The 19,400-nt window shown below is 58.7% G+C and carries 15 protein-coding genes and 1 riboswitch; of the genes, 11 read left to right on the top strand and 4 right to left on the bottom strand.

Going from position 1 to position 19,400, the window contains the following annotated elements:
- The first annotated feature begins 56 nt into the window (after nt 1–56).
- On the top strand, nt 57–611 hold the full coding sequence (locus HMPREF0908_RS04940; protein ID WP_040572429.1) for a biotin transporter BioY: 555 nt from the start codon (nt 57–59) through the stop codon (nt 609–611).
- A 73-nt stretch (nt 612–684) separates the two neighbouring features.
- On the opposite strand, the gene sstT is transcribed toward HMPREF0908_RS04940, so the two are convergent.
- The 4 genes from sstT to HMPREF0908_RS04920 all read right to left on the bottom strand — a co-directional run bounded on the left by sstT (nt 685) and on the right by HMPREF0908_RS04920 (nt 5,209).
- Complete coding sequence (gene sstT / locus HMPREF0908_RS04935; protein ID WP_040572428.1) at nt 685–1,938, bottom strand: serine/threonine transporter SstT; 1,254 nt, start codon at nt 1,936–1,938, stop codon at nt 685–687.
- A 217-nt stretch (nt 1,939–2,155) separates the two neighbouring features.
- The gene (rfbD, locus tag HMPREF0908_RS04930) at nt 2,156–3,010 is read right to left on the bottom strand and encodes a dTDP-4-dehydrorhamnose reductase (protein WP_040572427.1); all 855 of its coding nucleotides are present in this window, start codon (nt 3,008–3,010) and stop codon (nt 2,156–2,158) included.
- A gap of 92 nt (nt 3,011–3,102) precedes the next feature.
- On the bottom strand, nt 3,103–4,539 hold the full coding sequence (locus tag HMPREF0908_RS04925; protein WP_006690351.1) for a sensor histidine kinase: 1,437 nt from the start codon (nt 4,537–4,539) through the stop codon (nt 3,103–3,105).
- The gene (locus HMPREF0908_RS04920; RefSeq protein ID WP_006690350.1) at nt 4,523–5,209 is read right to left on the bottom strand and encodes a response regulator transcription factor; all 687 of its coding nucleotides are present in this window, start codon (nt 5,207–5,209) and stop codon (nt 4,523–4,525) included. Before HMPREF0908_RS04920 ends, HMPREF0908_RS04925 begins: the two co-directional genes overlap by 17 nt.
- A gap of 252 nt (nt 5,210–5,461) precedes the next feature.
- On the opposite strand from HMPREF0908_RS04920, the gene rsmI reads away from it, so the two are divergent.
- From rsmI to HMPREF0908_RS04870, 10 genes are all read left to right on the top strand, one after another.
- Entirely contained in the window at nt 5,462–6,316 is an 855-nt protein-coding gene (gene rsmI / locus HMPREF0908_RS04915) for a 16S rRNA (cytidine(1402)-2'-O)-methyltransferase (protein WP_006690349.1), read from the top strand.
- Nucleotides 6,313–6,621, top strand: a complete 309-nt coding sequence (locus tag HMPREF0908_RS04910) for a hypothetical protein (RefSeq protein WP_006690348.1) — start codon at nt 6,313–6,315, stop codon at nt 6,619–6,621. Before rsmI ends, HMPREF0908_RS04910 begins: the two co-directional genes overlap by 4 nt.
- Before the next feature lie 246 nt (nt 6,622–6,867).
- Nucleotides 6,868–8,418 carry a methionine--tRNA ligase gene (gene metG / locus HMPREF0908_RS04905; RefSeq protein WP_006690346.1) on the top strand — a complete coding sequence of 517 codons (1,551 nt, stop codon included), beginning with the start codon at nt 6,868–6,870 and terminating at the stop codon, nt 8,416–8,418.
- Complete coding sequence (locus tag HMPREF0908_RS04900; RefSeq protein ID WP_006690345.1) at nt 8,415–9,188, top strand: TatD family hydrolase; 774 nt, start codon at nt 8,415–8,417, stop codon at nt 9,186–9,188. The genes metG and HMPREF0908_RS04900 overlap by 4 nt, the downstream gene beginning before the upstream one ends.
- A 234-nt stretch (nt 9,189–9,422) precedes the next feature.
- Nucleotides 9,423–10,232, top strand: coding sequence for a G5 and 3D domain-containing protein (locus tag HMPREF0908_RS04895; RefSeq protein ID WP_006690344.1), 810 nt, complete (start codon nt 9,423–9,425; stop codon nt 10,230–10,232).
- Between the two features lie 98 nt (nt 10,233–10,330).
- Nucleotides 10,331–10,558: riboswitch (cobalamin riboswitch) on the top strand.
- A gap of 688 nt (nt 10,559–11,246) precedes the next feature.
- Entirely contained in the window at nt 11,247–13,430 is a 2,184-nt protein-coding gene (locus HMPREF0908_RS04890; RefSeq protein WP_006690342.1) for a methylmalonyl-CoA mutase family protein, read from the top strand.
- Nucleotides 13,430–15,628: a methylmalonyl-CoA mutase gene (gene scpA / locus HMPREF0908_RS04885; protein WP_006690341.1), complete on the top strand. Its 2,199-nt coding sequence runs from the start codon at nt 13,430–13,432 to the stop codon at nt 15,626–15,628. Before HMPREF0908_RS04890 ends, scpA begins: the two co-directional genes overlap by 1 nt.
- A gap of 62 nt (nt 15,629–15,690) precedes the next feature.
- Complete coding sequence (meaB, locus tag HMPREF0908_RS04880) at nt 15,691–16,869, top strand: methylmalonyl Co-A mutase-associated GTPase MeaB (protein WP_009753794.1); 1,179 nt, start codon at nt 15,691–15,693, stop codon at nt 16,867–16,869.
- 12 nt (nt 16,870–16,881) lie between these two features.
- The gene (locus HMPREF0908_RS04875) at nt 16,882–17,439 is read left to right on the top strand and encodes a peptide-methionine (S)-S-oxide reductase (RefSeq protein ID WP_006690339.1); all 558 of its coding nucleotides are present in this window, start codon (nt 16,882–16,884) and stop codon (nt 17,437–17,439) included.
- Between the two features lie 172 nt (nt 17,440–17,611).
- Nucleotides 17,612–19,276, top strand: coding sequence for a methyl-accepting chemotaxis protein (locus HMPREF0908_RS04870; protein ID WP_006690338.1), 1,665 nt, complete (start codon nt 17,612–17,614; stop codon nt 19,274–19,276).
- The last annotated feature ends 124 nt before the right edge of the window (nt 19,277–19,400 follow it).

Here is a 19,400-nt window from a genome sequence, read left to right as displayed (position 1 = left end):
CGCTTAGGCTTTTTCCGTGTAGAATACGAGCATATAAGAAAGAAGGCGTCGCTTTTATGACCTCTCATGATGATCCGTTTTTTTCCGTCCGAAACACCACACGGATGGCTCTTTGCATCGCGCTGATCTGTGTGAGTGCCTACATTGCCATCCCTGTACCGTTTATGGCACCGCTCACAATGCAGACCTTCGTCATGTGTCTTGCCGCGCTCGTGCTCACGCCGCGGCAGACGGCGGTAGTCCTTATCGGTTATACCGTCCTTGGTGCGATCGGACTGCCTGTCTTTGCCGGCGGCGTCGGCGGACTCGGCATCATCATGGGACCGCGCGGCGGTTTTTTCATTGGCTTTCTTGTCGCCTATACACTGATGAGCCTCCTCAAGGGGCATACGCCCTCCTTTCCGCGCTACGCCCTCGTCGGTGCGCTCATCAGCGTCCCCATCACGTATCTCTTTGCGACGTTGTGGCTGACCATTCTCTTCGGCGATAAATTCGTCGGCATCACCGCCGCCTTTATGGCCCTTGTCCAGTTCATCCCGGGGGACCTCATCAAAGCCGTTGCAGCAGCAGCGCTCGGCGTGACACTCAATCGGCGGCTTCGCTATTTCTAAAAAGAGACAGACAAAAAGAACCTGCCATAGGTCATAAGATCTATGGCAGGTTCTTTTTGTCTTACCGGGAGGATCAGGTCTCGTCTTTCGGAATCATGTCCCCATCCGCGAGTGTGCCCGCACGCGCACGGTCGGCAAACTCCGCCGTCGCGGTAAAGAGTACGTCGGTCGAGCTGTTGAGCGCGGTCTCGCAGGAATCCTGCAGAACGCCGATGATGAAGCCGACACCGACGACCTGCATGGCGATGTCGTTGCTGATGCCGAACGAGGAGCAGGCAACGGGGATGAGGAGGAGCGAACCGCCCGCAACACCCGATGCGCCGCACGCACCGATGGTGGCGATGAGACAGAGGAGGAGGGCGGTCGGCAGATCGACATTAATGTTTAATGTGTGTGCGGCAGCGAGCGAGAGAATTGCAATCGTGATCGCCGCACCGCTCATGTTGATGGTCGCACCGAGCGGGATGGAGATGGAGTAAACCTCGGGATTGAGCCCAAGCCGCTTGCAGAGCTGGAGGTTGACGGGAATGTTCGCTGCAGAGCTGCGCGTAAAGAATGCGTAGATTCCGCTCTCTCGCAGGGTGGTAAAGACGAGTGGGAACGGGTTGCGGCGGATGTGTGTCCAGACGATGATCGGATTCATAATGAGTGCGACGGAGAAGAATGCGCCGAGCAGAACGGCGAGGAGCTGGAGGTAGCTGATGAGGGCATCCACGCCGCTCGTACCAACTGCATCCGCGACGAGCCCCATGATGCCGAACGGAGCGAAACGGATGACCCAGAGTACGATCTGCGTCATGACGACGGCGAAGTCGCGCACCGTGTTCTTCGTGGTCGGGCTTGCTTTCTGGAGAGCGACCCCTGCGAGGACGCTCCATGCAAGGATGCCGATGTAGTTCGCGCTTGCGATTGCGTGAATTGGGTTGTCGACGACGTTCAGAATGAGGTTGTGCACGACCTCGACAATGCCGCTCGGCGGCGCAACATTTGCGTCCGCGACGACGAGATGGAGCGTCGATGGGAAGGCGAAGGAGAACCCGACAGCGACGACGGACGCGAGGAAGGTCGCGATGATGTAGAGACGCACGATGGGCTTCAGTGCCGCACCTGCGCCGACGGTGCGCTGCGCCATCGCGTTCATGACGAGAACGAAGACGAGGATCGGCGCGACACCCTTCAGGGCACGGACGAAGACATCGCCGAGCACGGCGACGACGGGAATGACGGCGGGCGCGTAGAGCGCGATGAGAATACCGATGATGAGTCCGACCGCGATGAGCTTGATGAGTGCCGTCTCGCGGTACTTGCGGCTGATGTTGCTGAGCAAATGGATTCCTCCTTTTTGGAATGAAAAAATATGCCCCATTATAGCAGAATGGGGCATATTTGTCACTCTTTTGTCAGGGTATACATATTTGCAGGGCTTGTATGGCGGTGTATTGTCCCGCGCGAACACCTCACTGCACAAGGGATCGTGCACTTTACGCACTTACTCCACTAGTGTTTGCTTTGAAACACACAGCCTCCTCACAGTGCAGCAGCGGCTATTCTGCCGACTCTTTCAGCTCCCCTAAGAAGCGGCCCACCGCATCCTGCCACGTCGGCAGACGGCGGAAGCCCGCCTCATCGAGGCTCTTTTTGCTGAGGCGGGAGTTCTTCGGGCGCACGGCCTTCGTCGGGTACATATGCGAGGGGACGGAGGTCACGTTGACATCCGCGCCCGCCTGACGGAAGATCTCGGCGGCGAACTTCGCCCACGAGCAGAATCCCTCATTCGTCGCGTGATAGATGCCGTATTTCTCGCTCTCAAGCATATCCACGAGCAGAGGCGCGAGGTCGCGCGTATACGTGGGCGAGCCGATCTGATCGGCGACGATGGAGAGGCTCTTGTGCGTCTTGGAAAGCTCAAGCATGGTCTTTACGAAATTCTTGCCATGCGCACCGAAGACCCACGAGGTGCGTACGATGAAATACTTTTCGAGATGCTGCTGCACCGCCTCTTCGCCCGCGAGCTTTGATGCACCGTAGACGTTGTGCGGGGCGGTAAGTTCGTTTGTCTCGTGGGGAGCGTCGCCCGTACCGGGGAAAACGTAGTCTGTGCTGACGTAGAGGAGCTTTGCATCTCTCTCTCGCGCGAGACGTGCGAGGATCTCCGTGCCCGCTGCGTTGACCTTGCGGCAGAGTGAGGGTTCGTCCTCTGCCTTGTCCACAGCGGTGTACGCAGCCGCGTGGAGGATGGCATCCGGCTCCGTCGCATCGAGGACGGCGCGCATGACGTTCTCGTCAGACAGCGGGAAGAGCTCGGAGGAGACGCCGTGTACTTCGTGCCCGCGTGCCCTGCATTCCTCCGCGCAGTCATGACCCAGCTGGCCTGTGGCTCCCGTGATGAGGATTTTCATCGCAATCTGTCCTTTCCTTTTGCATTTGTCTCTGCTTTCTCTTATTGTATCACAAAAGGCGCCGCCGATGGGCGACGCCTTTTCGGTATACATTATGAGCTGCTGCCGATGGTCGGGATGGTCAGCATAACGGACGTGCCTTCTCCCTCTTCACTTATCAGCCTGATGCGGATGTCGTGCTGGTCGGCGATCCAGCGGGCGATGGAGAGTCCGAGGCCCGAGCCGCCTGTCTCCTTCGTGCGCGAAGAGTCCACGCGATAGAAACGATCAAAGATATGTGCCTGATGCTCCTTGGCAATGCCGATGCCGTCGTCCGAAAGTGTCACGGTGATCGACTTTTCGTCCGGCGCAAGCGTGGAGGAAGCGTGGATATGACCGCCCGGCGGCGTATACTTCAGACTATTCTCGAGGAAGATGCGCAGCAGCTGGCGCAGGAGAACAGGATCGGCGTACACCGTTGCTTCGGCATTTTCCCCGAGCGTCACCTCATGTGAGGTCGTGACGGTCTGCATCTTTTCGATGGTGTCGGCGAGAAGCTCCGTGAAGATGACCGACTCCTTGTGTACGGCCTGCCGCTTCTGATCGGCACGTGCGAGGAAGAGCAGCTTTTCGATGAGCTGCTGCATATTCTCCGCCTCCGAACGGATCGCCGTGATGCCCTCCTCGAGAATGTCCTTGTCTTCGCGCCCCCAGCGTGAGAGCATATCGGAGTATCCAAGGATAACCGTCAGCGGTGTGCGCAGTTCATGCGAAGCATCCGAGACAAAGCGCTGCTGCAGCATGAACCCTTCCTGCAGACGTCCGAGCATGCGGTTGAACGTGAGTGCCAGCTCTGCCAGCTCATCGCGTGCACGCGGAACATCGAGGCGCTGACCAAGGCGTTCCACCTCGATGCTGCCTGCCGTCCGTGTGATTGCACGGATCGGGTTCAGGATGCGCGTGCTGATGAAATGACCCGCAACAAGGGCGAGCACAAAGCAGATCGCAACTGTGTAGAAGAGGAGCCGCTGCAGCGAGTAAAAAAAATCCTTCTCTGTCGTGATCGTGCGAAAGAAATGAATCTGATAGGAGATGCCGCCATACTCAATGGTACGGCGCGCGTGATAGACCGCACCGTTGCGGAACTCGGAGACCTCCATCTCAGGGTTCGCCCAGAAGGGCGTCGGCACACGGCCTCTCTCAATTGCCTCAATGGAAGGGAAGTGTGTATCTGTATCGAGAACGACACGACCGGAGGCATCCGTAATACGCACGATAACCCCAGGAATGACCGGACCCTCAAACCAAAATTTTGCTTCGGCGGCGTTTCCGCTCTCGATATTATTCATCACGTGACGGATACTGCGGTCGAGATCAACCTCTGCCTGCCGATAAAAAAAGATGTATGCACCCATCCCCAGAATCGCCGTTGAAAGAATGAGCACGAAAAAGAGGATGGCGGCATACATCAGTGTGATTTTGGTCGAGATGCGGATGTATAGATGGCGGTCAGCCCAGCGGGCAGCTCTCTTCCTAATCGCGGACCACATAGCCGACGCCGCGCACCGTATAGATGTACTTCTTGTGGAAGCGGTCATCAAGTTTGGCGCGCAGGTAGCGGATGTAGACATCGACAACGTTGGTCTCGCCCGTGTAGTCGAATCCCCATACCTCCTGCAGGATCTGGTCGCGCGTCAGCACCGTGCGTTTGTTGCGCAGGAGATACTCGAGAAGATCGTACTCCCGCTTCGTGAGAGCCACCGTCTCCCCGTCTACCTGCACCTCGTAGCGTGAGAGGAACATGATGAGGTTCTTTACCGTCAGGCGGTCGGACGCATCGTCCGTCGATATATCGCGGCGGCGCAGGGCATTGCGTACGCGTGCGATCAGCTCCGGCACAGCAAACGGCTTCGTGATGTAATCGTCCGCGCCGATGTCCAGCCCCTCGACTCTGTCCTCAACGGCATCGCGTGCCGTCAGCATGATGATGGGCACGTTCGACACGGTGCGTACACGGCGGCAGATTTCAATGCCGTCCATGCCGGGGAGCATTACATCGAGCAGTATAATATCAAAGTTCTCCTGAATGATGCGCTCATAGGCACGCGTCCCATTGCCTTCGATTTCTGCTGTAAATCCTTCGTGTTCCAGCTCCATCTGCAAAAAACGTGCAATGCGTGTCTCATCCTCCACGATGAGGACATGTGTTTTTTCATCCATAATACAACACCTCAAATCATCCCTTAACGATGCTACTACTATATATGAACAAAAGAAAAATGAAAAGGCAAAAGAGAAAAATATAATCGAACTTTTAAGGAAGCACGGATAAATTCAGTACCTCTGCCTTGACGGGATTCATTTTATCAGGGATTCCTTAAAGAAAGGAGGATGCTGCTCTTGTTTTTCTTGACAACCTGCCGTCTGTTCCGTATAAAGGAAGCATGTGAACGATCGTGAGGGGGGATCACCGTGAACGAAACGGGACGGCTCTATCTCTGTGCAACGCCCATCGGCAATCTCGGCGACATCACCTGCCGTGCCGTTGAGATGCTGCGCACGGCGGATCTCATCGCCGCCGAGGATACGCGCCATACGCGCGGGCTGCTCGCGCATTACGACATCCATACGCCCATGACCAGCTACCATGAGCACAACAAGGATGCCAAGGGCCCCGAACTCATCGCACGGATGCAGGCGGGGGAGACCATCGTCTGCGTCAGCGATGCGGGACTTCCCGGCATCGCCGACCCCGGCGGCGATCTTGCACGACGCGCCGTCGCCGCAGGCATTCCCGTCACCCCGCTGCCGGGGGCGAACGCCGCACTCTCCGCGCTCATCTGCGCGGGACTCCCGCTCGAAGGATTCACCTTCGTCGGCTTTCTCCCGCGCAAGGAAAAGAAACGGCGCGAGGTGCTGGCACGCGTCGCCGCCTATCCCGAGACGCTCATCTTCTACGAGGCGCCGCACCGTCTGCGTGAGACGCTTGATGCTCTCGCAGAGTGCCTTGGAAAAGAGCGGCAGGCATGCGCCGCGCGCGAACTGACGAAGAAATTCGAGGAGTTTCGCCGTGCGCCGCTCGGCGAACTCTCAGACTACTACCGAGAGAACGAGCCGCGCGGCGAGTTCGTGATCGTCGTCGCGGGCGCAGATGAGAATGTCGCTGTGGATGATGGGGCGGAGATGTCCCTCACGGAACGTTATGCAGCACATATCGCCGCAGGGCTCGACAAGAAGGAAGCCATGCGCCGCACCGCGCAGGAACTCGGCATCTCGCGCAGGGAGGTATATCAGGCAATACTGGGGGAGAAATTATGCGATACATGAATCTGTATTTAAGAGCATCAGTGCCGCAGTTGGAGACCTTTCTCGCCGTGAAAAAGGTCATAGACGAATGGGACCCCCTGCATTTGTTTCCATCTGCGCCGCCAGACGAATATGAGCATGAGGTTCACTTGATCTGCAAGCGGCTGGAGGCGTGTCCCCCGTGGCGGAATGCCCCTGCTCCTGATGAGTTGGCAGGGTTTATTGGCTATGTCTGCTGTGAGTGCAATCACTATGATCGCGGTTGGGCAGTGTATCGGGCGGTTGCAGACAAGGTCATTCACGCGATCAAAAATGTCGCCGATTGACCATGCCGATACATACAGACACCGCCGCTTATCCCCGATACAGAAATGTATCCGTGCTTTCCTAGCGGAGACGATTGTCCGCAGCGGCACGGATGCTGATGGAGATGTTCGTCCAGAGCACATCGTTCTTGTAAAAGTAGATATGATAAATACAGTTCTCTGTGTATATGAATGCCGCCGCAGTTGTCACCCCGCACACTCTGTGCTACTATATACAGGAAATTATATCGAAACGAGGCATGATTTATGAGCGGAAAGACTCCATTTTACATTACAACACCGATTTACTACCCGAGCGCGAAGCTCCACATCGGGCACGCGTACTGCACGACGGTCGCGGATACCATTGCGCGCTACAAGCGGCTCGCAGGCTTCGACGTGTTCTTCCTGACCGGCTCGGATGAACATGGGCAGAAGATCCAGCAGGCGGCGGAGAAGGAGGGTATCACGCCCATCCAGTACGTCGACCGCATCGTTGCGAGCTTTCAAGAGCTGTGGCGGCTGCTCGGCATCTCCTACGATGACTTCATCCGCACGACGCAGCCGCGCCACTATGAACTCGTGCAGGATATCTTCCAGCGCATCTACGATCAGGGCGACATCTACAAGGGTGAGTACAAGGGACTCTACTGCACGCCGTGCGAGAGCTACTGGACGAGGCTGCAGCTCGACGAGAACGGCTGCTGCCCCGACTGCCACCGCCCCGTGCAGGAGGTCTCCGAGGAGGCATACTTCTTCCGCATGAGCAAGTATGCGGATCGTCTGCTCGCCTACATCAACGAACATCCCGACTTCATCCAGCCCGTCTCGCGCCGCAACGAGATGATCGCCTTCATCGAGCAGGGGCTGGAGGATCTGTGCGTCTCGCGCACTTCGTTCGACTGGGGCATCCCCGTGCCGTTTGACCCAAAGCACGTCGTCTACGTTTGGTTCGACGCACTGACGAACTATCTCACGCCGATCGGCTACCTCCATGACAAGGAAATGTTCCATAAATACTGGCCGGCGGACGTGCATCTCGTCGGCAAGGAAATCGTGCGCTTTCACACGATCATCTGGGGCTGTATGCTTATGGCGCTCGGGCTTGACCTGCCGAAAAAAGTCTACGGCCACGGCTGGCTCATCGTCAACGGTGCCAAGATGTCGAAGTCGGTCGGCAACGTCGTCGACCCCGTCGCCCTCATCGAGGAGTTCGGCGCGGACGCCATCCGCTACTTTCTCCTGCGCGAGATCGCACTCGGACAGGACGGCAATATCTCGCGCGATGCGCTCATCGGACGCATCAACTCCGATCTGGCGAACGATCTCGGCAACCTGCTTCACCGCACGCTCTCCATGGCAAAAAAATATCGGAAGGGCGTTGTCACAAAGGGTGAAGGGCGCACGGACTTCGACGCGGCACTCGAAACGATGACGGCGGCGACGGTGCGCGACTATACGGAGCAGATGGACGCGATGGAGCTCTCCGCCGCAGTAAAGACCGTCTGGGCGCTGATCTCGCGTACGAACAAATACATCGACGAAACTGCGCCGTGGACGCTCGCCAAGGACGAAGCGAAGGCGGCGCAGCTTGACGCTGTGCTCTATCACCTTGTCGAGACGCTGCACATCGTCAGCGTCCTCATCGCGCCGTTCATGCCGACGACGGCACGCCGCATCCACAAGCAGCTCGGCTTCCATGCGGACTTTGACGGCGTGCAGCTGGCGGACATCGCCGCATGGGGCACAACGCCTGACGGGCATACGGTCGGCACGGCAGAGCAGCTCTTCCCGCGCATCGAGGTCGAGAAGGCATGACACTCATCGACACGCACGCCCACCTCTGCGACGAAAAATTCGACGATGACCGCATCGACGTGATCGCACGCGCGCATGAGGCGGGCGTAACGAAGATCATCAGCATGGGCGATACGATGGCGGCATCCGCGCAGGTGGTGCAGGATGCGGAGGAATATCCTGCACTCTATGCCGCTGTCGGGATCCACCCCGAGAGCGCGTGTGTGCTGACGGACGAGATGCGCCGTCAGCTCCTCACATGGGCACAGCATCCGAAGGTCGTCGCCATCGGCGAGATCGGACTCGACTACTACTGGGAAAAGGACGCGTCGCGCCGCGCCCTGCAGCGTGACCTCCTTGCAGCGCAGCTTGACCTCGCACGCGAGGCGGGTCTTCCCGTCTGCATCCATGACCGCGAGGCGCACGGCGACACGCTCGCCATGCTGCGTGCTGAGGGGGCGGGGCTCACGGGCGTTCTCCACTGCTACTCGGGCAGTCTTGAAATGGCACGTGAACTGTGGAAGATGGGTTGGTACATTGGCATTGACGGGCCGCTCACGTACAAGAATGCGGCGAAACTGCCGGACATCGTCCGCGAAGCCCCTGCGGATAAACTCCTCGTCGAGACGGACTGCCCCTACCTCGCTCCCGTCCCCCTGCGCGGCAAGCGCAACGAGCCCGCCTGCGTCACGCATATCGTCGCCAAGATCGCCGAGATTCGTGGTGAAGCATTCGAGGAAGTTGCGCGTTATACGACAGAGAATGCACAGAGGCTCTATCCAAAGCTGTGATAGACACCGCGCAGGAACAGCAGGTTCCTGCAGAAAACCAAATACTATTGTTTTCACGCAATTTATCGCCCTGTGTGCAGAAAAATCCTCTGCACGCAGGGCTTTTACATAGGACGAATTCCCTAAAAGTGGAGAGCTAAGTTAGAAAATGCCTATCAATTTTATACTGAATCCCATTTTTCATGAAAAATTCAGTTCTCAGTGGGAAAATACCGTCAACAAAGGGGGAATTCTATGCAGTGGAAAAGTGTAGGAAAATACATCCAATCCAAGAAGAACACGGTGCTCTGTGCGGCGCTGGCGGGCATGATGCTGATGTCCAGCGGCTTCACGATGAACGGCTTGCCGAAGAATATGCACCGCGTGAGTGTGCATGTCGATGGAGAGACGATCAACGACATGACGGTGCAGACGCAGCCTAACGATATTTTTGCAAAACTTGGCGTTACGCTCGGCGAGAAGGACACCTACGAGGTGCAGGAGAGCAAGGATCCGCCGCGTACGGACATCTCCGTACGGCGCGCCGTGCCCGTCACCATCTCCTTCTGGGACGATACGCAGCAGGTTATGACGAGCGGACATACCGTCGGCGACGTTGTGGCAGAGTATGGCTACAATATGAACGAGGTTGATGTGAACCCCGGTGTTGATACACCAGTCACCGCAAACCTTGCAATACAGCTCACAGAGAATGAGCAGGCGGCGGAGCAGCGGCGCGCGCGTGAGCGCGAGGCCGAACGCGTAAGTCGGGGGATTCCCCGCTATCGTGCAGCCTATACAATGCACGCATCCGCCTATCTCCCGAGTGACGGGGGCGGCAGCGGCATTACGGCGACCGGCATGGCGGCGCGCCGCGGTGTTGTCGCCGTCGATCCGAACGTCATTCCGCTCGGCTCGCGGCTCTATATCCCGGGCTACGGCGAGGCAATCGCTGCGGATACGGGCGGGGCGATCGTCGGCAACACGATTGACCTCTGCATGGAGAGCTATGACGAGGCAATCCAGTTCGGCCGGCGCTCGGTTGAGGTCTACGTCCTCGAGTAACAAAAGAGAGAATCACTGTGGAATTATTCACACAGTGATTCTTTTTTATTGACAAGAAGTGCTTTCAGTGGTACTATTCTATCGTACCATAAAAATTACATATAGAAATTGGATCAAGTGCAGAGGTTTTGCTGTGCAAAGCCTTAATGCTTCATAGGGAATCCGGTAGGGAGAGTATGATCTCATAAGCCGGAGCGGTCACGCCACTGTAACAGTGAGCAAATTCGCACGCCAGCGCGAGCCGGCAGTCACTGGGGAAGCCCCCGGGAAGATGCGAAGGAGCGATGAACTGGAGCCAGGAGACCTGCTTGATTAACAATCACCGATTGACCTGCGAGTGATGGGGATGGAGATTTTGCGGATTCGTTCGCTTGATATAAAGTTTGGCGCAGCTGCGACCAAACGACACGAGAACTGAGTGACGATACCGAAAAAGACCCATTCTGCTGCTGCGGGATGGGCTTTTTCTATGCAAGGCTCGATTCCCTGCGCGATCCTGCGGAGATCTGTGCGCACGTATGGGAACATGCGCAGAGATTTCCCCGGGATGAAGGAGCATTGCTCCTTGGGGAAACATTGCTCATCTTTTCAGTTCTCGTTTTTCCCTCGTGATGAGGGAACGCTCTGAGGGTGGAAGCTCAGGGCGATTTTTTTTCAAGGAATGCAATTCCGCGCGTTTATCTTTTTGCCGCTCTCTGCTTCGCTGCGCCTCCACGTAGTTCCTTCTACGCGTTCGGCACATCTCATTGACAGCGGCAAAAATTCAGGGAATCGCTGATAAAATGAAGTCCGTCAGATTGGTGCAGAATTTTTGTCCTGCCAAGGAAACAAACCGGACGCAGAGTGGTACTCTGTGGAGGTTTGTTGACACAGGCAGGGCGAAAAGAATGCGCTAAGATGGCGGTGCTGAATTTATCAGTGCTTCCCTAACCCGCACAGAATTGCTTTTTTCTACGTCAGTTCATCCATTGAACTGACAGAGCCTTCCCGGAATAAATTAAAGGAGGACGTACTATGCCGGAAGAAAAAGAGCGGTCGAGCGACGAGGAACTTCAGAAGCTTCTGAAGAAATCGGCGGATGTCGAGGATTTCCCCGATGTTCCGCTCGATGAATTCACGCCGCCCACGGATGAGGAGTGGAAAGCCGCCTGTGAGGCACTCCTGAAGGGCGCGCCGTTCGAAAAGAAGATGTTCACGAAGACCTATGAGGGGATCACCTTTGACCCCATGTACACGCGGAAGCATACGGAGGACATCCTGCCGAAGGGAGTTATGCCCGGCATGGGGGACTATCTGCGCGGCGTGGATGCGGCGGGCTACATCGGCAAGCCGTGGGGCATCGCGCAGGCGTGTGACGAGACGCTCCCGGCGGAGAACAACGAACTCCTGCGCCATGAGAACGACAAGGGCGCAACGATCTACCACATTGTGCTCGATACGGCGTCGCGCGCCGGTGTGGATGCGCGTCAGGCGGAGAAGGTCGGCGACACGGGGACGAGTGTGACGACGGTCGAGGACATGCACGTCCTCCTCACGGGACTTGACCTCGCGAAGTTCCCCCTCTACGTCTACACGGGCGCAAATGCCGTGCCCCTGCTCGCGCTCGTCGCGGCGGCACGCCGTGCAGCAGGCGAGGATATGAAGAATGTGCGTGGCATTGTCGGTGCAGATCCCATCGGCGCTCTTGTGACAGACGGAAAACTGCCTGCGTCCCTTGACTCATACTATGACAGTCTCGCGGCGGCGGCGCGCTGGGCGACGGTGAACGCACCGCATCTGCGTACGGTATTCGTGCGCAGCGACGTCTACAGCAGCGGCGGGGCGAACGATGTACAGGAGGTTGCGGCAGTTCTCGCCGCGGCGACGGCGTATCTGCGTGCCCTCTGTGAGCGGGGCCTCACGATCGATGCGGCGGCATCGCAGATTGCCTTTGCGTTATCAATGGGGGCAAACTTCTTCCTGCAGATCGCTAAGCTGCGCGCTGTGCGCCCGCTCTGGGCACAGATCGTGAAGGCCTTCGGCGGGAATGCCGAGGCGCAGAAGATGCGCATCCATGCGCGCCCCGCACTCTTCTTCAAGACCATCTACGATCCCTACGTCAATATGCTCCGCAACACAACGGAGATCTTCTCGGGCGTTGTCGGCGGCATCGACTCCTTCGAGAGTGCGCCGTTTGATGAACCCATCCGCAAGGGCGATGAGTTTTCGCGCCGCATTGCGCGCAACGTCCAGATCATGCTCCAGGAGGAATTCGGTCTCCTGCAGCCGATCGACCCCGCCGGCGGCTCGTGGGCGGTTGAGACGCTGACGCGCCAGATGAAGGAAAAAATCTGGGCGGCGTTCCAAGGCATCGAGAAAGAGGGCGGCATCGTTGCGGCACTGCGTGCAGGCACGGTTCAGGAGGGCATCGCGAAGGTGCTCGCCGACCGCTTTAAGAATGCCGATCTGCGCCGCGACCGCATTGTCGGCAACAACATGTATCCGAACATGACGGAGACGCTGCTCGAGACACGCGCCGAGGATACGGCGGCACTCAAGGCACAGCGCACGAAAGATATCGAAGCATATCTCTCCGACATCGACACAAAGCACCGCGACGAGACACTTGCGGCGTTCAAGGCAGATGGTTCCGTTCAGAATGCTGTTGAGGCGGCGCTTGCGGGGGCGACGATTGCCGAGCTGATGGCGGCGCTCACAGCGGGGAAAGGTGCGGAGATGGTCGCGGCGATTGCCCCGCATCGCTGGAGCGAACGCTTTGAGGCGCTGCGCCGGCGCACAGAGGACTATAAGGCGGCGAAGGACGACAATGTGAAGATCTTCCTCGCGAACATGGGCCCCATCCCGCAGCACAAGGCGCGCGCGGATTTTACCACAGGCTTCCTGCAGGTCGGTGCATTCGAGGTACTCGGCAACGACGGCTTTAAGACCGTCGATGAGGCAGCGGAGGCGGCACGTGCAAGCGGTGCGGATGCCGTCGTCATCTGCTCCACGGATGCGACCTATCCCGAGATCGTCCCTGCCCTCGCACCAAAGCTCCACAAGGTGCTGCCGCAGGCACGTGTTTTTCTCGCAGGCGCCGCTCCGAAGGATCTGCTTGAGACATACAAGGAAGCGGGCATTGACGAATATATCTCCGTCCGCGCGAACTGCTATGAGATCCTCGAGGGTCTCCAGAAACAGAAAGGGATGATTGCGTAATGGCAGGCTTTACGAACCCGGATTTCACGGGCATGAGCCTCGGCGAAAGCCCGTCCGCAGACTCCAAGGAATGGCGCGCCCTTTTCGAAGGCGGTACGGGACGGACGTTTGAGGCACTCACACACAAGACGATGGAGCGCATCCCCGTGAAACCGTTCTACGATCACGATGTCTATGCGCACATGAACCACCTCGACTTTGCGAGCGGGATTCCGCCCTGCCTGCGCGGACCCTACTCCACGATGTACGTGTTCCGTCCGTGGACGGTGCGCCAGTACGCGGGGTTCTCGACGGCCGAGGAGTCGAACGCCTTCTATCGGCGCAACCTCGCCGCCGGGCAGAAGGGCCTCTCGATCGCATTTGACCTCCCGACGCACCGCGGCTATGATGCGGACAATCCGCGCGTGGTCGGCGACGTGGGCAAGGCAGGCGTCTCGGTCTGCTCCATGCTGGACATGAACATCCTGTTCTCGGGCATTCCGCTCGACCAGATGTCCGTTTCCATGACGATGAACGGCGCAGTGCTGCCGATCCTCGCGTTCTTCATCGTTTCGGGCGAAGAACAGGGCGTCGATAAGAAGATCATGGCGGGCACGATTCAGAACGATATTCTGAAAGAGTTCATGGTGCGCAATACCTACATCTACCCGCCGGAGATGTCCATGCGCATCATCGGCGACATCTTCGAGTACACGACGAAGTATATGCCGAAGTTCAACAGCATCTCCATCTCCGGCTACCACATGCAGGAGGCCGGTGCGCCGGCGGACATCGAGCTGGGCTACACGCTCGCGGACGGTCTTGAGTACATCCGCACGGGCATCAAGGCGGGACTTGCCGTTGACGACTTCGCGAAGCGTCTCTCATTCTTCTGGGCGATCGGCAAGAACTACTTTATGGAGGTTGCCAAGATGCGTGCGGCGCGCGTTCTCTGGGCGAAGATTGTCAAGTCCTTCGGCGCGAAGAACGACAAATCGATGGCGCTCCGCACGCACAGCCAGACCTCGGGCTGGTCACTCACAGCGCAGGATCCGTTCAACAATATCGCGCGCACGGCGATGGAGGCGATGGGAGCGGCACTCGGGCACACACAGTCGCTCCATACGAATGCGCTCGATGAGGCGATCGCCCTGCCGACGGACTTCTCGGCACGCATCGCACGCAACACGCAGCTTTACATTCAGGACGAGACGAGCGTCTGCAAGATCATCGACCCGTGGGGCGGCTCCTACTACGTCGAGTCACTCACAAACGAGATCATTCGCCGTGCTTGGGCACACATCCAGGAGGTCGAGTCCCTCGGCGGCATGGCAAAGGCGATCTCGACGGGACTGCCGAAGATGCGCATCGAGGAGGCGGCGGCACGCCGTCAGGCGCAGATTGACTCTGGGCTGGAGAGCATTGTCGGCGTGAACAAGTATCGCCTCGAAAAGGAAGATCCCCTGCAGATCCTCGCGATCGACAATACAGCGGTGCGCCAGGCACAGGTGGAACGTCTCGAAAAACTGCGCGCAGAGCGCAACGCAGACGACGTGCGCCGCTGCCTTGAGGGCATCACGAAGGCGGCAGAGAGCCGCGACAACGGCAACCTCCTCGAGGCGGCCGTCGATGCGGCACGCGCACGCGCCTCGCTCGGCGAGATCTCCGATGCGGTGGAGAAGGTCTCGGGACGCTTCCAGGCGGTCATTCATACGATTTCTGGCGTTTACTCCTCCGAGTTTACGGACAAGACCGAGCTTGACCGCGCCCGTGAGATGGCGGACGAGTTCGAGGAACTCACGGGCCGCCGTCCGCGTATCTTCGTCGCGAAGATGGGACAGGACGGACACGACCGCGGGCAGAAAGTCATCGCATCCTCCTTCGCCGACATGGGCTGGGACGTCGACGTGGGGCCCCTGTTCCAGACGCCCGCCGAGACGGCGCAGGACGCGGTCGACAACGACGTGCACATGGTCGGGTTCAGCTCCCTCGCAGCGGGACACAACACGCTCCTGCCGCAGCTCGTCGATGAACTGAAGAAGCTCGGCCGCGATGACATCATGGTCTGCATCGGCGGCGTCATCCCCGTGCAGGACTATGACAACCTCTACGAGCACGGCGCGGTTGCGATCTTCGCACCGGGTACGAACATCCCCGAGGCGGGCATCAAGCTCCTGACCCTTCTCATCGCACGCGCGAAGGAAGAGGCCGCAGGTTAAGGTATACAATGGCGCCGCCCTCAAACAAGAGGGCGGCGTTTTGCCATACGAAAGGAGGCTTTATGAGCGAAAAATATACCACAGAACGGCCCGACTGGGTACCCGAGGACGCCGATGCGAAGTTTACGACGAGCGTCATGGGCGGCATCGAGGGCATCAAGGATCTGACCGTCGGAAACATCAATCCGAAATTGCTGAACGGGACAGGGATGTCCCACCGCAAACTTGTCCTCAGTGAAGATGACTATGTTGAGGGCGTGGCCCGCGGCGACCGCATGACGCTTTCTCGTGCGATCACGCTCATCGAGAGCAACAGCAGCAAGCACTTCAAGCGTGCCCAGCGCGTGCTTCAGCGCCTGCTGCCGAAGACGGGCAATGCTCTGCGCATCGGCATCACAGGCGTGCCGGGGGCAGGCAAGTCCACGATGATCGAGGCGTTCGGCAATATGCTCTGCGATGCGGGACACCGTGTCGCTGTGCTCACCGTTGATCCCACAAGTTCTGTCACGAAGGGCTCGATCCTCGGCGACAAGACACGTATGGGAACCCTCTCGCGCCGTCCCGAGGCATTCATCCGCCCCTCTCCTGCGGGCGGCACACTCGGCGGCGTTGCGCGCAAGAGCCGTGAGACCATGCTGCTCTGCGAGGCGGCCGGCTACGACGTTATCATCATCGAGACCGTCGGCGTCGGGCAGTCCGAGACGACGGTGCGCTCCATGGTTGACTTTTTCCTGCTCGTCGTGCTGACGGGCGCGGGCGATGAACTCCAAGGCATCAAGAAGGGCATCATGGAGCTTGCGGATGCGATCGTCATCAACAAGGCGGACGGGGACAACCTCATCAAGGCGAAGGTCGCACGCGGGCAGTACGAGCGCATGATCGAGTTTATCCGCCCCGCGACACCGGGCTGGGAGACGCACGCTTACCTTGCCTCCGCGATCGAGAAGACAGGACTTGCCGAGCTGTGGGAGATCATCCGCATCTTTCGCGAGAAGACCACGAAGAGCGGCGTGTGGAAGAAGCGGCGCGACGGGCAGCTGCTCGACTGGATGAACAGCATGATCGACGAGCATCTGCACAACCTGTTCTTCGACGATGCCGTTGTGCGCGGGCGTATGCCCGAGGTAAAGGATGCGGTCCTCTCGGGCGGCATCTCACCGACCCAGGCAGTTGCGGAGCTGCTCAGTGTATTCGATGTGCACCGTGCGGCGGGACGGCAGGTCGACCTCTTTACGAATTGAGGAGGTGTACCCATGACGAAACGCATCTGCCTTTCGGGTGCGGATATGTACGAGCTCGAGGAGGTGTTTCGCGGACGGCGCGGCATCGTCTCCGTCCGCACGGGCTACATCAACGCTGCGCCGCAGACCGCGCACGAGGATGCGCTGACAGGCGCGTCGGGCGGTCGTGTGGGCGTTGAGATCGTTTACGATCCCAAAAAGACGGACATCTCACAGCTTCTCGACCTGCATTTTTCTGTCGTTACGCCGTACAGCATCGACGGGCAGGGCTATGTGCGCGGCCCTATGTACCGCGCGGGCATCTTCTACGAGAGCGCAGAGGACGAGCCGCAGATCGCGCTCTACCTCACCTTTCTCGCAGGCAAGGGACGTTGCCCCGCGACGGGGGAGCACCTGACACTCAATGACCCAAACAGCAGTGCGGCAGCACGGCGCGTTATGCACGCAACGATGGAGCGGCTGACCTCTTTCCAGCCGGCAGAGGAGAAGCATCAGGGCTATCTGCAGCGGCATCCGGAGGCAAAGACCTACATTGATCTCGCCCGCCTGCGTGAACTTGTCAAATTGTGAATGTGTCTGCTGCATGAAGCGAAAACTTCGTGCAGCAGACCTTTTTTAAATAATGGATAATTTTCATGGCTCTCCCGAATGTCTTATGCTATAATTCATAGTATCAAATACACTTTCAGAGGCTTGCAGCGCGCGACGGAGCTTTGCGCTGCACAGCAAGGGGGAGACGGGGATGAGCATACGCACGAAACTGCAGTCGATTCTGGTTTTGCTGTTTGTCTTCATTGTCGGATTGGTCGGGCTGAACTTCTTTACGTTCAATGAACTCAAGGGGGACGCGCCCGCGGTCAACGCTTCCGGCTCGCTGCGGATGCGCGCCTATCAGCTCTCGTGGGGGGCAGCACGGCTCGTGTCGGCAGATGAGGGCGACGCACAGACGCTGCGTGCGGCGATGCAGAAGAATCTGGAGGACTACGATCGTATTCTGAAGGGACTGGAGCAGGGCGATGCGGCGATGGGGCTGACGGCACCCGCGGATGAGGCGGTGCAGCGGCAGCTCGGCGTTGTGAAGCCGCTGTGGGAGGCGTATCGTGCTGATATCCGTGCCGCTGCCGAGGAAACGGACGAGGAGGCGCGCCGCGCCGCAGAGGCAAAGGCTGCAAAAGAGGTTGCGCCCTTTGTGGCGGAGGTCAACAAGCTGGTCGCTGCCTACGATGCCGCCGGACAGGCGAAGATCGAGAGGTCCAAGGACATCCAGCTCGGCGTGATCCTGCTTGCTGTTCTCGTGGTGGGCGGTGCACTCTGGCTGATTCTTACACAGATTCTGCGTCCGCTGGCGGCGCTGACGGACTCGTTTCACGGCATTTCCGAGGGCGAGGGGGATCTGACGCAGCAGCTTCACGCAGAGCGCGATGATGAAATCGGACGGATCGTCCTCTACTTCAACACCTTCATCGGGAAACTGCGTACGATCATACGCGGTGCACAGGAGAGCGCAGCGGAGGTCGCACAGCTCTCCGGTGCACTTTCGCAGGCAAGCGGTGAGAGCAGTAAGGCCGTCGAAGTGGTCGCCGGCTCCGTCACCGATGTCGCAGGGCGGGCGAATGAACAGAATACGGATATGCAGGCCCTCGCGGACCATGTGGCACAGATCGCGGAGCACATGGCGCAGATGCTCGCAGCTGCCAAACGCTCTGCCGCACTCTCGGCGGATTCTGAGGAAAAGGCAGCGGATGGCCGGGATGGTGCGGTACGTGTCGCATCACAGACCGATGGCCTGCGCGATATTGTCATGGCGATGGATCGGAATGTGCAGACGCTCACACAGTACGCGGAGGACATCAATCAGATCATCGAGCTCATTAAGGGCATCTCGGAGCAGACGAATCTGCTCGCGCTCAACGCCGCGATCGAAGCTGCACGTGCAGGGGAGAGCGGACGTGGTTTTGCTGTCGTCGCGGAGGAGGTGCGCAAGCTCGCTGAGAGCTCGAGCCTTGCGGCGGACGATGTCACGGAGAAGATGACCGGCATTCGTCAGCAGGTGCATGAGACGCACAGTGCAAATCAAGAGCTGGTCGGTGATCTCGAGAAGATCACGGAGGCGGTCGCTGCGGTGCGTGCCTCACTGAATGCCATCGCCGCAAGTTCCGAGGAGAGCCGCCGCGCGGCGGCTGAAATCGTGCAGCTGAATCAGACGGCATCGGCAGGCGCACAGAACGTCGCGCATACGTCTGGGAATGTCGCGTCAGCGGCAAAACAGATTGCGGGGCTCACCGAGGACTCGGCAGCTGCCATCGAGGAGCAGAGCGCGACCATGGAGCAGGTCGTCACTGCCGCAGAGCACTTGTCCGGCCTGTCGGCGAAGCTGGACGGCCTCGTCGGAAAGTTCAAGACCTGACTCCAGTGAGACGCCGTTATGCCATGTTTATGGGGGCGGATAAAATTCGTGTGTGCTCCTTGGCGCATCTTTTTTCGTCCGGCCTGTGTCAACAATCTTCCGCACAGCCTTTGCTGGGCGTCGG

The organism is Centipeda flueggei ATCC 43531, assembly GCF_000160695.1.
Taxonomy (GTDB): Bacteria; Bacillota; Negativicutes; order Selenomonadales; family Selenomonadaceae; genus Centipeda; species Centipeda flueggei.
This window is presented reverse-complemented; position numbering and strand designations above follow the sequence as displayed.

Bases quoted from the DNA above. Each gene is read 5' to 3' on its own strand.
- HMPREF0908_RS04940 (WP_040572429.1), top strand. From the start codon at position 57: ATGACCTCTCATGATGATCCGTTTTTTTCCGTCCGAAACACCACACGG.
- rfbD (WP_040572427.1), bottom strand. From the start codon at position 3,010: ATGAAAATCCTCATCACGGGAGCCACAGGCCAGCTGGGTCATGACTGC.
- HMPREF0908_RS04925 (WP_006690351.1), bottom strand. From the start codon at position 4,539: ATGTGGTCCGCGATTAGGAAGAGAGCTGCCCGCTGGGCTGACCGCCAT.
- HMPREF0908_RS04920 (WP_006690350.1), bottom strand. From the start codon at position 5,209: ATGGATGAAAAAACACATGTCCTCATCGTGGAGGATGAGACACGCATT.
- HMPREF0908_RS04910 (WP_006690348.1), top strand. From the start codon at position 6,313: ATGAATCTGTATTTAAGAGCATCAGTGCCGCAGTTGGAGACCTTTCTC.
- metG (WP_006690346.1), top strand. From the start codon at position 6,868: ATGAGCGGAAAGACTCCATTTTACATTACAACACCGATTTACTACCCG.
- HMPREF0908_RS04900 (WP_006690345.1), top strand. From the start codon at position 8,415: ATGACACTCATCGACACGCACGCCCACCTCTGCGACGAAAAATTCGAC.
- HMPREF0908_RS04895 (WP_006690344.1), top strand. From the start codon at position 9,423: ATGCAGTGGAAAAGTGTAGGAAAATACATCCAATCCAAGAAGAACACG.
- HMPREF0908_RS04890 (WP_006690342.1), top strand. From the start codon at position 11,247: ATGCCGGAAGAAAAAGAGCGGTCGAGCGACGAGGAACTTCAGAAGCTT.
- scpA (WP_006690341.1), top strand. From the start codon at position 13,430: ATGGCAGGCTTTACGAACCCGGATTTCACGGGCATGAGCCTCGGCGAA.
- meaB (WP_009753794.1), top strand. From the start codon at position 15,691: ATGAGCGAAAAATATACCACAGAACGGCCCGACTGGGTACCCGAGGAC.
- HMPREF0908_RS04875 (WP_006690339.1), top strand. From the start codon at position 16,882: ATGACGAAACGCATCTGCCTTTCGGGTGCGGATATGTACGAGCTCGAG.
- HMPREF0908_RS04870 (WP_006690338.1), top strand. From the start codon at position 17,612: ATGAGCATACGCACGAAACTGCAGTCGATTCTGGTTTTGCTGTTTGTC.